Annotated in this window: 11 protein-coding genes; 6 read left to right on the forward strand and 5 right to left on the reverse strand. The window is 37.2% G+C overall.

Annotation, left to right across the window (positions count from 1 at the left end):
* Window positions 1-438: 438 nt before the first annotated feature.
* Complete coding sequence (gene mgtE, locus PVV65_RS01870) at window positions 439-1815, reverse strand: magnesium transporter (protein ID WP_273788993.1); 1377 nt, start codon at window positions 1813-1815, stop codon at window positions 439-441.
* 655 nt (window positions 1816-2470) lie between these two features.
* On the opposite strand from mgtE, the gene PVV65_RS01875 reads away from it, so the two are divergent.
* The gene (locus tag PVV65_RS01875) at window positions 2471-4495 is read left to right on the forward strand and encodes a M3 family metallopeptidase (RefSeq protein ID WP_273788994.1); all 2025 of its coding nucleotides are present in this window, start codon (window positions 2471-2473) and stop codon (window positions 4493-4495) included.
* Between the two features lie 164 nt (window positions 4496-4659).
* On the opposite strand, the gene PVV65_RS01880 is transcribed toward PVV65_RS01875, so the two are convergent.
* Complete coding sequence (locus PVV65_RS01880) at window positions 4660-5736, reverse strand: SGNH family hydrolase (protein WP_273788995.1); 1077 nt, start codon at window positions 5734-5736, stop codon at window positions 4660-4662.
* A 15-nt stretch (window positions 5737-5751) separates the two neighbouring features.
* A complete protein-coding gene (locus PVV65_RS01885) occupies window positions 5752-7008 on the reverse strand; it encodes a lytic murein transglycosylase (protein ID WP_273788996.1) in 1257 nt (418 codons plus the stop codon).
* Window positions 7009-7269: 261 nt separating this feature from the next.
* On the opposite strand from PVV65_RS01885, the gene PVV65_RS01890 reads away from it, so the two are divergent.
* The gene (locus PVV65_RS01890) at window positions 7270-8160 is read left to right on the forward strand and encodes a UTP--glucose-1-phosphate uridylyltransferase (RefSeq protein WP_273754560.1); all 891 of its coding nucleotides are present in this window, start codon (window positions 7270-7272) and stop codon (window positions 8158-8160) included.
* Window positions 8161-8199: 39 nt separating this feature from the next.
* Window positions 8200-9192 (forward strand): SIS domain-containing protein, encoded by a 993-nt coding sequence (locus PVV65_RS01895; RefSeq protein WP_273788997.1) that lies wholly within the window; start codon window positions 8200-8202, stop codon window positions 9190-9192.
* A gap of 275 nt (window positions 9193-9467) precedes the next feature.
* Here PVV65_RS01895 and PVV65_RS01900 read toward each other — a convergent pair whose 3' ends face one another.
* Window positions 9468-9836, reverse strand: coding sequence for a hypothetical protein (locus PVV65_RS01900; RefSeq protein WP_273754563.1), 369 nt, complete (start codon window positions 9834-9836; stop codon window positions 9468-9470).
* Window positions 9837-10102: 266 nt separating this feature from the next.
* Here PVV65_RS01900 and PVV65_RS01905 point away from each other — a divergent pair, with 266 nt between their 5' ends.
* The 3 genes from PVV65_RS01905 to guaB all read left to right on the forward strand — a co-directional run bounded on the left by PVV65_RS01905 (window position 10103) and on the right by guaB (window position 15042).
* Complete coding sequence (locus PVV65_RS01905) at window positions 10103-11488, forward strand: sigma-54 dependent transcriptional regulator (protein WP_273788998.1); 1386 nt, start codon at window positions 10103-10105, stop codon at window positions 11486-11488.
* 321 nt (window positions 11489-11809) lie between these two features.
* Complete coding sequence (locus tag PVV65_RS01910; RefSeq protein ID WP_273788999.1) at window positions 11810-13381, forward strand: phospholipase D family protein; 1572 nt, start codon at window positions 11810-11812, stop codon at window positions 13379-13381.
* Between the two features lie 161 nt (window positions 13382-13542).
* Window positions 13543-15042 carry an IMP dehydrogenase gene (gene guaB / locus PVV65_RS01915; protein ID WP_273789000.1) on the forward strand — a complete coding sequence of 500 codons (1500 nt, stop codon included), beginning with the start codon at window positions 13543-13545 and terminating at the stop codon, window positions 15040-15042.
* 175 nt (window positions 15043-15217) lie between these two features.
* Here guaB and PVV65_RS01920 read toward each other — a convergent pair whose 3' ends face one another.
* Window positions 15218-15364 carry a hypothetical protein gene (locus PVV65_RS01920; protein ID WP_273789001.1) on the reverse strand — a complete coding sequence of 49 codons (147 nt, stop codon included), beginning with the start codon at window positions 15362-15364 and terminating at the stop codon, window positions 15218-15220.
* Window positions 15365-15642 lie beyond the last annotated feature (278 nt).

Raw genomic sequence — 15642 nt, forward strand, 5'->3', positions numbered from 1 at the left:
CCGCTTGTGACGTGCAAAGGTGTGGTTTTGATTGATTCAAGATAAGCAGATTTGAAATGAGAGAATCTTGCGTTATTCGGGACTCTCATTCAATATGAATAACGCTAGATTATCATTATAAATCAATGCCTTGCCTAAGAAGTATTCACTCCTTTCTTGACTCATTTTCATCCACACATCCATCAGGCTTGTAATAGGCAAGAAGATGACTTTAATTGATACAATATGAGAATAAGAAGATTTATAATTAAGGTAACTTTACGGTATTTGGAGCTATTATTCGAATACAAAAACGAAGAATTATCATTATAAACAATATATTATCCGTGAAATAAATGATTGCACTAGAAAACAAATAATAGGACTTCTTCTCTTATGGAAAGATCTGAAACGACATGAGAAGATCTTTCCATAAGGGTGTGTTTTTACATCACATGCTTAAAGAAGAGTTCCTGACAAAATGAGGGATGCTACAGAAAAATAGATGACAATGCCCATGACATCAACTAAAGTTGCCACAAAAGGCGCAGAAGCGCTTGCTGGATCAAATTTTAAACCTTTAAGGATAAAGGGCAACATAGATCCAGAGAGGGAACCAAAGGTAACGATACCGACTAAAGTTGCACCTACCGTTGTCGAAACAGCGATCCAATGTTGTCCATAGTCATAGATACCGAGTTGTTGCCAAAGAGCGATGCGTGTAATACCAATAATTCCAAGTAAAAGACCAAGGGATAGTCCTGTTGGAATTTCACGAATAATAACTTTCCACCAGTCTTTCAACGTGAGTTCACGTAAAGCCAGTGCACGGATAATAAGGGAGGTCGCTTGTGAACCGGAATTTCCTCCTGAGCTCATAATGAGAGGAATAAACAATGTAAGAATAATTGCTTTTTCAAGCTCTGTTTCGAAATGTTGCATAGCGCTTGCAGTTAGCATTTCGCCGATAAAGAGTAAAGCGAGCCAGCCGCCACGTTTTTTCATCATTTCAGGAAACTTGATTTGCATATAAGGCTTATTAAGCGCTTCCATACCTCCAAATTTATAGGCATCTTCATTCATTTCATCGACCATAGTATCAAGCACGTCGTCAACAGTTACAATGCCAATGACATGATTATTTTCATCAACGACGGGCACAGAGAGAAGGTCATGGCGCTGGAAAAGGCGCGCAATATCTTCATGATGTGTGAAGGGCGATATTGTAATGGGCGAGTCATGGGTAGGGACATTAAGAATTTGTTCATCAGGTGAGGCAAGAATAAGGTTACGCAGTGAAACAGCTTTGAGAAGAGTTCCTTTTTTGGGGTCAATCACATAGCTGGTATAAACTGTTTCACGCGTTCGCTCGACCTCACGAATGTGATCCAAAGTTTTTTGTATGGTCCAGTTTGAAGGAACCGCTATAAACTCTGTTGTCATCAGTGCTCCTGCTGTATGATCAGGATAACTGGTAAGTTTTTTAAGTTCAGCACGCGTTAAGGGTTTAAGCAAGGCGTAAAGCCGTGTGCGGGTTTCTTTATCCATTTCTTGAAAGACATCTGCAGCAGCATCTGCAGACATGCCATCAAGAATTTCAACAGCACGATTTATGGGTAGAAGTTCTAAAATAGCAACAGGCTGTTCAAGCTCTGGTTTATCAAAAAGTTCGATAACATACTCAAGAGGCAGAAGACTAAGAATAGTTACACGTTCCATGATATCAAGGTCATTGATAATATCAATAGAGTCAGCAAAATGCAGATTTTTTAATTTTTGAGCGAGAGCTTCAGGAGAAAAATTTTTGAAGTCGATGGTCGTTTTGATTTCAGTCATGATAAAATACCTCCTGAAAAATTGGAGAGTTATAAATCTAGATAAGATGACGAGATAAAAAAAATAATAAAAGTTTACGGAAGATTCGAAAAAAACCTCCCCAACCGTACTTCCAATTGTTAATATTTTAAGTAAAGTCAAGGATAAATTGTAAGTTATAAACAAATTTCTTAAATTACTGAAAGCAAGAATACAGCTTAATTTCAGGATAATATGAAGGCATAAATGCAAAAATCAGATCTCATTTTTACCATCATTTCTTTAGTACAGCTTTGCGATTTTTTAAAGAATCTACAGAAATGTTTTGTAAACAATAGAGATGAAGCCTTTCTTCAAGTGTTTTTATCAACAGGCAATTTCATTTATGATGCGCGAGCAAATAATCTTTATTGCTTCGATATCATATGGTTTAAAATGAAAAAAACCTATGATATTCGAGTTTCTTATTCAAGATAAAAAAACAATAAATTATCATATAAATCAAAGAGTTCATTTGGTAAGTGTAAAAATTCTTATTTTTATTGATTTCATGAAGCTAAAGATATTCCTGATTCAATAGAGCTTTGAAAGGTATGAAATAGTCTTAGTATATTATTAATTTGTGTCGTAAAGATAATTGTTGCAGCTTAAATTTATAATGGAGACATAAAGTATTATGATAAAATCAGCAGCGCTGGATTGGAAAGGATTTTCAGGACTTCCTGATTTTTCTTCTATAAGAGATGAAGATTTCAAACCTGCTTTTGAACAGGCATTTCAAGAAGCCGAAGAAGAATTAGAGGCGATTGCGATGGTGCAAGATTCACCAACGCTTGAGAATTTTTTGCAACCTTTTGAGCTTTGTGGCAAAGCGCTTGATCGTGTCTGTTCAATATTTTTCCTGCGCGCCAGTGCTCATACGAATGCATTGATTCAACAGCTCGAACAAGAGTTTGTTGTAAAACTTTCCCGTTATTCTTCAAAAATGATGATGGACGCGCGGATATTTGCAAAAATAGATACACTTTATCAACAGTCGCAGCAGGGTATATTTGAGAGTGAAACAACACGCGTTCTTGAATTATGGTGGAAAAAGTTTGTTTGCCATGGTGCAAAACTAGATGATAAAGCTCAGAAACGGCTTGTAAAAATTAATGAAAGACTTGCTTTTTTAAATACTACTTTTGGGCAGAATGTCTTAAACGATGAAGCTGAATGGATTCTATTTTTAAAACAAACAGACTTATCTGGTTTACCGGAAGATCTCATTGCTTCAATGGAGGAAATTGCCTGCGAAAGAGGCCATGAAGAAGCTTATGCATTAACACTAGCACGCTCGATTGTTGAACCTTTTTTAAAATTCTCTGATCGTCGTGATTTGCGTGAGGTTGCATTCCAAGCTTGGGCTAAACGTGGCGAAAATAATAACAAGAATGATAATCGAACCATTATTTTAGAGATTGTTGCGCTTCGAGATGAGCAAGCTAAATTATTGGGATATAAATCTTTCGCAGATTTGAAACTCGATAATACCATGGCTAAAAGTGTTGATTCTGTTATGGATTTGCTTATGCCTGTATGGGAGCGCGCAAGAGCGAAGGCTTCTGCTGAGCAAATTGAATTACAAAATTTTTCCAACAATCTGGGCAGCAATGAATCTTTAGCGGCTTGGGATTGGCGTTATTATGCCGAAAAGCTCCGCACTGAAAAACTTTCTTTCGATAGCGCTGAAATTAAATATTATTTTCAACTTGATCGTATGATTAAAGCGGCTTTTGGGGTAGCAGAAAAACTCTTTGGCATTACCTTTGAAGAAAAAAACGCTGTTGCACTTTGGCATCCTGATGCACGTTTGTGGGAAGTAAAGAAATCTGATGGAAGTTTACTTGGGCATTTCATCGGTGATTATTTTGCACGTTCTTCAAAACGTTCTGGTGCATGGATGAGCCAATTGCAATCACAGCATAAATTGGATGGTGGTCAAAAACCAATCATCTACAATATTTGTAATTTTGCTAAACCCTCTAAAGGGGAGGTGGCACTTTTATCACTTGATGATGCACGGACACTTTTCCATGAGTTTGGGCATGCATTGCATGGTTTGCTTTCGGATGTCACATTGCCCTCTGTAGCGGGAACATCTGTTTCACGTGATTTTGTTGAACTTCCCTCTCAACTTTATGAACATTGGTTAACCGTACCAGAGATATTAAAATCTTACGCTATACATACAAAAACAGGACATCCAATGTCCCAAGAGTTAATCGATAAAGTTTTAGCGGCGCAGACATTTAATGCGGGATTTTCTGCGGTTGAGTTTATCTCATCAGCTCTCGTGGATATGGCTTTTCACCAAGGAGAAACAGTCACGGATCCAATAATTTTTGAACATAAAGAATTAAAAAAGTTGCAAATGCCTGATACAATTATTATGCGTCATCGTCCTTCACATTTTATGCATGTGTTTGCAGGGGATGGTTATGCTTCTGGATACTATTCTTATATGTGGTCGGAAGTACTTGATGCTGATGCTTTTCAAGCGTTTGAAGAAACCGGTGATGTCTTTAATTCAGAGCTTGCTGATCTTTTAAAGCGTTTTATTTATTCTGCTGGGGGAAGCCGAGATCCAGAGGAACTGTATAAAGCTTTTCGGGGACGGATGCCTTTACCAGAGGCAATGATGAATAAACGTGGATTATAAGCTATAACGGCATGGTTAACACCATGCCGTTTCCATATTATTCAAAAGATGCAGTTGCGATTTATGAAAATCTTCTCTTTAATTTATGGGTCTGTAACAATATTTTTTATCTTATTCGCTTTTCGTTTTATGGGGAAAATGAGATTTTGTATTTTAAACAGACATTATGGGGAAGAAAAATTATCAGCGCGATCTTTTTGATGTCCATTTGGCGGAAACCATGATTTTTTTATAAAACTTGATTTTCTTCTGCCTAAAAGGTGGGTATTTTGTTGTACGATATCATCGAGGCTCATCGGAGGTTGACGCATCATCTCACTTAGCTCTTGTTTCTCTGATTCTTGTATAAGCTTTTGAATAGTTTGATCGGTTGAGGATGATCCATCATGAGAAAAGATATGAAAATTTAAAATATTTTTCAATGGTTTTTCTAAATAAGAGACAAGTTTTTCCTTTCCTTCCGCGGTGAAATGCATGCCATTATTGGTGCGTAATTTGGCTGTTTTTCCATGGATATCATAGCCTGAAAAAGAAAAATTCCCTTCTGCATCACTAAAGCCACTCCAGATATCGAGAAAATATCCTCCTGCTGCTTCTGTTTCTTGTTTGTAGAGCGCATTAAAAATTTTCATTTTTTGTGTCAAAGTGTCATTTCCAAAAGAAGGCTGAGCTATCCATATCCATGATTTTCCAGAGGCATGAAGATTTTCAGTAATTTCGGTAATTCTTTGTTTGTAGATGCGCATCCATTCTAACTGATCTGTGTTAATGATGCTATAAGAGTCTTTGATGGGTTGATTATCATTTGCACCGATCATCATGATAATAACATCGGCGTTATTTTGTTCAATAAGTTTAGAAATATTGCTTTGCCAAGAATAATAATCTGTTCGCACGAGACCGGAAGCCGGCATTGTATTATTCATGATAACGATATTGCTATTATCGGCAAAAAACTTCTTAAGGGCATCGGCAACAGCAGAAGCTGCAAAATCTCCTATGACAAGAATGCGCTTTGCATTCTCATTTTTCAGTTTTTGTATGTTTTTTTGTGTTACGATTTTTCTTCTCGGTTTGTCTATTCTTTGTTCTATAATTTGCGGAGATTGTTGTGTCTGTTTGTTTTGTTGTGACAACCATTTGAAGAAGTTGGTTGCTTGACTTGGGGAGGGCTGTATGATCCCCACAATAGAAAGTAAAAACAGCAAGAACATCAAGTATATCAGACGAAAAAGAGACAAAATCTTAACGCTCCATTATTGTTTACGAAGGAGAAAAAGCACTTGAGATGATGGATATCCATTTGTTTTTAAACCGTGACGGAGCTGAAAAGCTTTAATTGCATTGCGGGAGGCTGTTCCGATTTTTCCATCAATATTTCCTTTATAATAGCCCAGTGCACTTAAGCGAGATTGCAATTCTTTGCATTCTTGGAAGGTAAGGGGTTGAAAAGGTCTTTGCCAATCATTGACTAATCCAGGATGTCCAGCAATACGATCAGCAAGAAGGGCAACAGCAAAAGCATAACGATCTGCATTATTATAACGTTTTAGAACAAAGAAATTTTTTGTGACTAAGAATATAGGTCCTTTGGCTCCATCTGGATACTTTAATATTGCTTGTTCGACTAATGGAGGAAGAGGATACCCATTGGCGTATTTTACACCTAATTTTTTCCATTGTTCAAAGGAATACCAGCCACTGGGAAGATTTTTTCCTTGGGGAACTTTCACCTCTACTCCCCAAATAAGGTGTGGTTGCCAGCCATTTTTGTGGAGAAGATTAGCAGCAGTAGCCAAAGCATCTGGAACAGAGGTCCAGATATCACGCCGTCCGTCTTTGTCCATATCAACAGCATAGGTGAGATAACTGCTCGGAATAAATTGGGTATGTCCCAAAGCACCAGCCCAAGATCCAGTGAGTTGAGAGCGTTTAATTTCACCATTTTGTAGAATTTTCATAGCAGCAATCAGTTGTGTATGGGCATATTTTGCACGTTTTTTATCGGCGTAGGCTAAGGTTGCAAGCGAGCGAATGGTATCACGCATGACACTTTTATTGGCTAAAATTTTCCCGTAATTGCTCTCCATTGACCAAATAGCAAGCAGAATATTGCGGTCAACACCAAAACGTTCTTCAATTTGAAGAAGCCATTTATTCCATTTTTTTGCTTGGCGCCGTCCTTCGACAATTGCGATATCATGGACACGATTATCGAAATAATTCCATGAGGGTGCAACAAATTCCGGTTGATAGGCGGCACTTTTTAAAACTTTTGGATCAATAATATTAACACCTTTAAAAGCCATATGAAACGTAGAGGGGGTAATATTGTGAGCAATAGCTGTCTTTTTAAATTCTTTAATCCAGTGCTTAAATCCGCTATCAGCATATGCAAAGGATGCAAAAAACATTAAAAAAGCAAGTAAAATAACGAGAAAGCCGGTGATAAGCATTCTCCGATTTATTGACACCTCTAAAAAAGAAAAAGTCTTCAATTCTGTTTTTTGCATTTTGAAATCCCCATTAATATTCAATTTATTAGATGTGCAATAACTTTATTTTGTATTTAGTTTAATTGATAACATGATCAAGAAAAGGAAAAAACTGCAACAAATAATTTGTTTAATCCTTTCAATAAATTCTCATATTCTCTTTTATATTTTTGATTGCCCATTATAAGGATAATCAAAACAATAAGATATCTTTTTTACCATTTCGTAAAAATATATGATAAATAAGAAGGTTATATGAATTCATTGAGGAGGGTGAATTTGCATAAAATTCGGAAAGCTGTATTCCCCGTAGCAGGTCTTGGTACGCGTTTTCTTCCTGCAACAAAAACGGTTCCTAAAGAAATGCTAACAGTTGTTGATAAGCCTGTTATTCAATATGTTGTGGATGAGGCGCGGGAGGCTGGCATTGAGCATTTTATTTTTGTGACTGGACGCAACAAAGCAGTCATTGAGGATTATTTTGATGCGCAAGTTGAATTATATACAACGCTTGCTGAATGTGGAAAAAAAGAAGATTTGGCGCATTTATACCGTTTACAGCCGTTGCCAGGGACAACTTCTTTTACGCGGCAACAGAAACCTCTGGGGTTAGGGCATGCGCTTTGGTGCGCGCGTGAATTGGTTGCGGGCGAACCTTTTGCTTTGTTATTACCTGATATGTTGATACAAGCAAAAAAGGGGTGTCTTTCTGAGATGATGAACCTTTATGAAAGAACGGGGGGTGGAAATATTATAGCAGTTCAGGAATGCTCTCCTAGAGAAACCCATAAATATGGTATTGTGGGGAAAGGCAAACAGATTGCCAATGGTTTTGAAATTACAAAAATGGTAGAAAAACCAGCGCTTGGAACGGCACCATCAAATTTATACATCAATGGACGTTATATTTTGCAGCCAGAAATTTTTAATATTCTTTCCACTCAAGAACGAGGAGCAGGAAATGAAATTCAACTAACAGATGCGATGATAAGGCTTTCAAACGAACAGGATTTTTGGGGTTTTCAATTAGACGGGCGCACTTTTGATTGCGGTTCTAAAGCTGGTTTTATTGAAGCTAACGTTGCTTTTTCTTTGGCACGTGCTGATATGCACAGCCATGTTTCTGCCTCATTGAAAAATTTACTAGAAACTATTAAAGTTGAACAATGATGTAGATCTCTCATTTAATTTTATTGATTGAATTTGATTATGACAATACCATTTCCTCATAGGGCTTTGCAGGGGGCTGTCGCATCAGCGCTTAAAACATTTGCCAGTGAAAAGCAAGGGCTTGAAGCACTTGAAGCAGCTCTTCTTGGCAGTCTTTCATCTTCTTTTGAAGCAGCTGTTCAAACCATTAGAAATGCTCCTGGACATGTGGTTATTACGGGTCTTGGAAAAAGTGGTCATATCGGGACAAAAATTGCAGCAACCTTAGCTTCAACTGGAACACCTGCTTTTTTTGTTCATGCTGCAGAAGCCAATCACGGTGATCTTGGTATGATTGGATCTGATGATGTTATTCTTGCTTTATCATGGTCTGGTGAAACGCAAGAATTAAGTGGCATTATGAGTTATGCAGCCCGTTTTCGTATTCCTCTGATTGCCATGACATCAAGTGAGCTCTCTGTATTAGGACGACAAGCTGATATTGTTCTCTTATTACCAAAGATAGAAGAGGCTTGCCCTCATGGTTTAGCTCCTACAACTTCAACAATTATGCAATTGGCAATGGGAGATGCATTAGCAGTTTCTCTTTTAGAAATGCGCGGTTTTACCAAAACCGATTTCAAAATATATCATCCTGGTGGTTCTCTTGGTGCAAGCCTTAAATACGTGTGTGATATTATGCACAAGGGTGATTGTATTCCTTTGGTTATGCAGGGGGCAGCTATGACTGAAGCTATGAATGTTTTGGTAGAAAAACATTTTGGTTGTGTTGGTGTTATCAACTCAAAAGGTGAACTCATTGGAATTGTGACTGATGGTGATCTTGCTCGGAATATTCATTTTAATTTATCAAAATTTAATGTTGATGAGGTGATGACCAAAGCGCCTAAAGTTGTAAAGCCAAATACACTTGTTGGTGCAGCAATGGCTTTTATTAATGATCATCATATTGGTGCATTTTTCGTGGTTGAAGATAAAAAACCGATAGGAATTGTTCATTTTCATGATCTTTTGCGCATTGGTGCTGCTTAGATTAAAGTTTCCTATCAGATAAAATGTCATTTTAGGCTAAAATAGATGGAATGATACAAAGTCATAATTTTATTGTGAAGGAGCTTTTTGCTGATCTTTTGTGAAAAAAAGAATGATTATTTTACGCATTTTTTATGTTTAGAAAACTCTACAGACAGAGATTATATCAGTCTCTTTGCATATTTTGGAGGGGATTTTCTATCAGGAGGAGAAAGGATCACCTCCTGTTTGATGCATGTACTCCATCTGTTCTTAGGTTAAGAGAAGCTTTACTTTTACTTTGTTGAAGATTTCCGCTTAAGGAAAAACTGCGCTCCTGTAGGTGAGGTGCAGAGAAGTTGTGTGGCGTCATATGACATTGTACAATTGACTCTAGAAATTGTTCCACGGAGAATAGAGCGTATTTCAATTTCTATATTTTGGGCATTGAGATAATTATATACCCCTTCTGATAGTTTTTCTTCTGTATCTGCTGCACGCGTTTCAAAAACACCATTATGGAAAGAAGAAATAATACCATTCTCATCGACCCATTTTCCATCAATTCCAGTTGACATATTGGGGTTATAATATTGCGAAAATCCACAGGCGCTTAATAGCAAAGCGGTGATTGTAAGACATAAAATATGATAGGTATGTTTCATTTATTTCACTCTAATTTAGATTATTTTGCTCTCTATTTTTTATAAAATTATTAAATTGAGCCATGAGTCAATATGAAAAATTTGATGAAAATCAATGAAAAAGCAAAAAAATAGAAAAAAATGCCTTAATGTTGTATTTAATTAACAGCTTAATGAAATGTGCAAGTGAAACACAAGAGGTGAAATATTTCTTATGGTTTACAACAATTTTTACATTAAGCTGCTGAATAGTCTCATGAATAGTCTCAAAGGAGATTATTGACATTATGGTTGGTCCTATTCTTGTTGCGAGTGAAGATTATGGAAGACGTATAGAGCTTTCTGCTATGCTCCGAGGTTTTGGTTACCGTGTCATCGAAGCAGAAAATGGCCTCCGTACAATTGATCTTTTACACAGGCGTAAAAACATTGTGCTTGCACTCCTTGATGTGGTTATGAGTGATTTGAGTGTAAGCGATTTGATTAAAATGATTAGAGTTGCTGGTGTTTCTGTTCCTATTGTTGTGATAGCACAACAAGAGAATCAGGATTTACTTCAGAAAGCTTTAACAGCTGGGGCTATTGATTATTGGATTCATCCAGTAACATTATTACGTGTAAGAGTTACTTTGGATCTTCTTGCCCTTATTTCTGCTTTAGAGCATGAGGTTCGAGATATTCGGCGAAAGAAAGAGAATCATTTATGTTTTTCGGACCTTTGCATAAAAAGTAAAGCGATGCAGATTGTTTTAGAGCAATCCAGAACAGCAGCAACGACTTCACAGAATCTTTTGATAGAGGGTGAAGTTGGAACAGGTCGTGAGACTTTAGCTCGGATTATTCATCATGAAGGTTTATTCTCAAAGGGCGTTTTTATTCGCTTTCAATGTTCAGCGATTGTTGATCCAGAAGAAGAAAATCAGCATTGGTTTAAAGAATTCCTCCCACTCATTTCTTCGCTTGAAAATGGGACACTTTGCCTTTGTGATATTGATCGGCTTGAACCCATACAGCAAAAACGGTTTGCTCATTATCTTAAAGAAAGGGAAAGGGATATAAAAGGAGGACTTTTTCCTTTTCGGATCATTGCTATTTCAACATCACGTTTAAAGGATTTGGTTAAAGAGAACTTTTTTTTGCATAGTTTGTTTGAACAATTTTCTCATCTATCAATTAGCGTTCCCGCTTTACGAGAATTAAGGGATGACTTTCCAGAGATCACACAACGCTTGATCGATCGCATCATAACAGAAACAGGACGATCACATGTCCATGGTTTAGCAGGATCAGCTCTTTCCTTGCTTATGCAGTATGATTGGCCTGGCAATAGAAATGAACTTGAAAATTTTCTATTTCGTGCGATTTTACTCAGTGAAGGACCGTTATTAACTGTTCGAGATTTTCCCCAATTAATGGGAAGTTCATTAATGAATGTTCCAAATATCATTGAGGGTAATATGCAAGAAGATAATGAGCAAGATTCGATACAATTTTTGAATACTGATGGGCATGTGCGTACTTTTGCAGAGATGGAACATGATATTATTGAGAAAGCGGTTAAACATTATAAAGGGCATATGAGTGAAATTGCACGCCGCCTTCATATTGGTCGCTCTACACTTTATAGAAAAATGGACGAATTGAGAGCCATAAGAAATCAAGATCAAAAGTAAAATTCATAATAAATCATCTTTTGATGATAAGCATGATTTTCAAAAAAAATAGAAGTGCTTTTGATAAAATTAGTGGGGGGCATTTAAAAGAAAACAATCATTTATTATAAATTTTATTGGACTATTTTATTGTTTGTTTCATTTTATACATTTATTAAAGCTGAGAAATATTTTTTAAGCTTTTAAATATTGTGCTAAAATTTATACTCTTTTAAGCAAGAAGTGGCATTTTATCTGCTACACGGTTAAAATAAAATGATTAAGTATTGTAGTTCGTATCACGGGTGATGCGATAGCTTAAAAATAGAAAGTTTATCTTCTTTGACTCTTTTACAGATTGTTATTGGTTTTATTCTCTTTTTCTTTATTGCATCTATGTTGACAATTTACACCTATGGGCGTTTTGTAAAAAGTGCTAGGGGAGAATCTTCTTATGCGTTGCCTATTCAGAAGGATGAAACCAAGCTTGATCGTATCGTTAGTCAATTGGCAGAGGAAGAAAATGGTCTGGGGGTTAATAAAGATGCCCTTTCCCTCATCATCAGTAATTTGGATGCGTTTTGTGTTCGTTCAATAGGTGCGGCAAAAGCGGGGCGTAGCCTTGATCTGATGTATTATATTTGGGACGATGATTTAACGGGGCGTTTATTATTAAGTGAAATAGTTGAGGCTGCTGATCGGGGCGTTCGGGTGCGACTGCTGTTGGATGATATTAACGCTCAGGCACGTGATCCAGCTTATATTGCGCTGGATAAACATCCTCATATTGAGGTGAGAGTGTTTAATCCAGGGCGATCGCGTAAAGGTGGTTTCCGCCGCGGTTTAGAGATTATATTACGGGCAATTACTGTAACACGTAGAATGCATAATAAAGCTTTTATTGTTGATGGCAGGGTTGCTTTTGTAGGAGGACGTAATCTTGCAGATTCTTATTTTGATGCTGCTGAAGAATCTCATTTTCGAGATTTAGATTTGATGTTAATCGGTCCCTCCGTTAAAAAGGTAGAAAGTATCTTTGATGATTTCTGGAATAGTGCTGTTGTTTTGCCAATTCATACTTTGGTTATTCCTAAAGGCGCAAGCGATCTTAGCTATTGGAAGGATAAATTACGAAAGTTTCGGGATTCTAAGGTTGCAAAAGTTTATTTAGATTATGTCAAAGAGCACATTAACTTTGATTGTTTTATCCAGACAGGAAAGCGGTTATTTTTAGCTGATAAAGTTGTTGTTCTTTCTGACCCTCCAGAAAAAGTATTACGTAAAAAAGCGAGCAATTGGCTTATGAAGGCCCTTTCAAAGGTTATTGGAAATGCCCAAAATACGGTTCAGATTACTTCACCTTATTTTGTTCCTGGTAAAGTTGGAACGCAGAATTTTAGTAATTTGGTTTCAAAAGGTGTTGATGTCAAAATTCTCACAAATTCTTTGGCCGCGACCGATGTAGCATTAGTACATAGTGGTTATGTACCGTATCGTAAGGCTTTGTTAAAAAGTGGTGTTAAGCTTTATGAATTAAAAGCAGAAGGAAATCCCCATGGGCTACGATTGTTTCGATCGAGTAAGGCAAGTTTACATGCCAAAGCTTTTTTAGTTGATCGTAAAACAGCTTTTATTGGATCTTTAAACTTTGATCCCAGATCAGCAACGCTCAATACAGAAATGGGCATTCTTTTTGAATGTGCTCCCATTACAGCAAGACTAGATTTGTTGTTTTGTGAAGAAACGACGGGCGAAATGAGCTATCATCTTCGTCTTGGTAAGGATAATCGTATTTATTGGGATTTTATTGAAAATGAAAAAAAATATAGCATTGATTATGAGCCAGAAAGCAATTTTTGGCGTCGCGCATTTGCAAAAATAATAAGTTGGTTGCCGATTGAATCACAATTGTAATTTTTTTATAAACCACACTAAAAAAAATATTTATTTTTCTTTTCATTTTGTTTGTAGCATGGCATAATTTTTTGCCAATCTACCCTATGAGAACCGCAGTTGTATTTTAAAGCTTCTTGCGGTGTTTTGTTATAATATTTTATTATAAAAGGAATTTTGCTATGGCAAAGATTGTTGAAACGGGAACAGGGGCATTGGCACTGACTTTTGATGATGTACTTTTACAGCCCGGTCATTCTCTTGTTATGCCTAGTCAAGTGGATCTTAGGACGCGTATTGCAGCTGATATTAAGCTCAATTTGCCATTACTTTCCGCTGCAATGGATACGGTAACAGAATCGCGTTTAGCAATTGCTATGGCTCAAGCTGGTGGTCTTGGGGTTATTCATCGTAATATGTCTCCTGCAGAGCAGGCAGAAGAAGTTCGCCAAGTAAAAAAGTTTGAATCTGGTATGGTTGTTAATCCAGTTACAATTGGACCCGATGCAACTCTTGAAGAAGCGAAAACATTAATGCGCTTTCATGGCATTTCAGGTATTCCGGTTGTTGAAAATAGTATTAAAGGTGAGACTGCTGGACGGCTTGTTGGCATTTTGACCAATAGAGATGTTCGTTTTGCATCGGATCCAAAACAAAAAATTTATGAATTAATGACGCATGAGAATTTGATCACAGTACGTGAAAATGTTCAACTCAATGAAGCAAAATATCTTTTACACCATCATCGTATTGAAAAACTATTGGTTGTGGATGAACAAAATCGTTGTGTCGGTCTGATAACAGTTAAGGATATTGAAAAAGCGAAATTAAATCCAAATGCGGCTAAAGATTCTCAAGGGCGCTTGCGTGTTGCAGCGGCTAGTAGTGTTGGAAATGATGGGATTGAACGTGCTGAACGTCTCATTGATGCAGGTATTGATGTGTTGGTGATTGATACAGCGCATGGACATTCTCAGCGTGTGCTAGAAACTGTTGAACGGATTAAAAAGATGGCTTCCTCTCCAGCTGTTATTGCTGGGAATGTCGCGACTGCTCAAGCAACGCAAGCATTGATTGACAGTGGTGCAGATGCGGTAAAAGTTGGTATTGGTCCTGGCTCTATTTGTACAACGCGTATTGTTGCTGGCGTTGGTGTTCCTCAACTTGCAGCTATTATGAATGCTGCAGAAGTTGCTGAAAAAGCGGATATACCCATCATTGCAGATGGCGGGATCAAGGCATCGGGTGATTTTGCTAAAGCTTTAGCGGGGGGGGCTTGTGCAGCAATGATCGGTTCTCTTTTAGCGGGTACAGAAGAAAGTCCTGGTGAAGTTTATCTTTATCAAGGTCGATCTTTTAAAGCCTATCGCGGTATGGGATCTGTTGGTGCTATGGCACGAGGATCAGCAGATCGCTATTTTCAAGATGACGTTCGTGATGAATTGAAGTTGGTTCCTGAAGGTGTAGAGGGTCAAGTGGCCTATAAAGGTCCTATAGCATCAGTTCTCCATCAGCTTGCTGGTGGACTGCGTGCTTCGATGGGCTATGTTGGGGCAAAAGATCTCGTAGAGTTTCGTAAAAAAGCAACGTTTGTTCGTATTACTAATGCGGGACTCCATGAAAGCCATACGCATGATGTTTCGATCACACGGGAGAGTCCAAACTATCGGGGCCCAGTTTGAAGGAATAAGAGCCTAACGTCGTATTGCATAGATGTAAAATCTTCCGAAATCAAGGAAGAGAGAAGGTTTTTCTGGTTTTTATTTGGTGCAATAATCTAGAAAAGGAAAGAATTAGAGACTAAAACTCCAATTCTTTCTGTTAAGACTATGTGAAGTAAATTATATAAAGTTAGAATTAACTTTTTGTTGTTTTGCGTCCCATCTTTGACGTACGTTGGCGAGTGTTTGCCTGATCACTTTGGACGGATTTCTTTCCATTGTTTGAGGGCATTGTATTATGACGACTTTTAGATGAAGTTGTTTTTCCATTATTATAAGTCATTATTTTCTCCTTTTAAATTATCTGGCAGTTGCCAGTATAGTGAAAACGGTCATACCAAATAGTGGTTCCAAGCATTTTTTAAAAAGTTAATTTTTTGTTGAGAGTAAGATGAACTTATATCATTTTGTGAGAAGATTTTTTCAGAAGGATTATATTTTAAGATGGAAGATATCGGATTTTTTCAGTTGTTTAGATAAGTCGAGAAAATTTCATTTTACGCAATAACAAGGAGTTTGTTTTTTTCATAATGTATGGGTGGAAAGAAGTTCTTTATAGAT

Source organism: Bartonella sp. ML70XJBT, from assembly GCF_028618425.1.
GTDB lineage: Bacteria > Pseudomonadota > Alphaproteobacteria > Rhizobiales > Rhizobiaceae > Bartonella.

Excerpts from the sequence above, each read along its gene's own strand:
- PVV65_RS01920 (WP_273789001.1), bottom strand. The coding sequence starts at position 15,364 with ATGACTTATAATAATGGAAAAACAACTTCATCTAAAAGTCGTCATAAT.
- guaB (WP_273789000.1), top strand. The coding sequence starts at position 13,543 with ATGGCAAAGATTGTTGAAACGGGAACAGGGGCATTGGCACTGACTTTT.
- mgtE (WP_273788993.1), bottom strand. The coding sequence starts at position 1,815 with ATGACTGAAATCAAAACGACCATCGACTTCAAAAATTTTTCTCCTGAA.
- PVV65_RS01900 (WP_273754563.1), bottom strand. The coding sequence starts at position 9,836 with ATGAAACATACCTATCATATTTTATGTCTTACAATCACCGCTTTGCTA.
- PVV65_RS01895 (WP_273788997.1), top strand. The coding sequence starts at position 8,200 with ATGACAATACCATTTCCTCATAGGGCTTTGCAGGGGGCTGTCGCATCA.
- PVV65_RS01875 (WP_273788994.1), top strand. The coding sequence starts at position 2,471 with ATGATAAAATCAGCAGCGCTGGATTGGAAAGGATTTTCAGGACTTCCT.
- PVV65_RS01905 (WP_273788998.1), top strand. The coding sequence starts at position 10,103 with ATGGTTGGTCCTATTCTTGTTGCGAGTGAAGATTATGGAAGACGTATA.
- PVV65_RS01885 (WP_273788996.1), bottom strand. The coding sequence starts at position 7,008 with ATGCAAAAAACAGAATTGAAGACTTTTTCTTTTTTAGAGGTGTCAATA.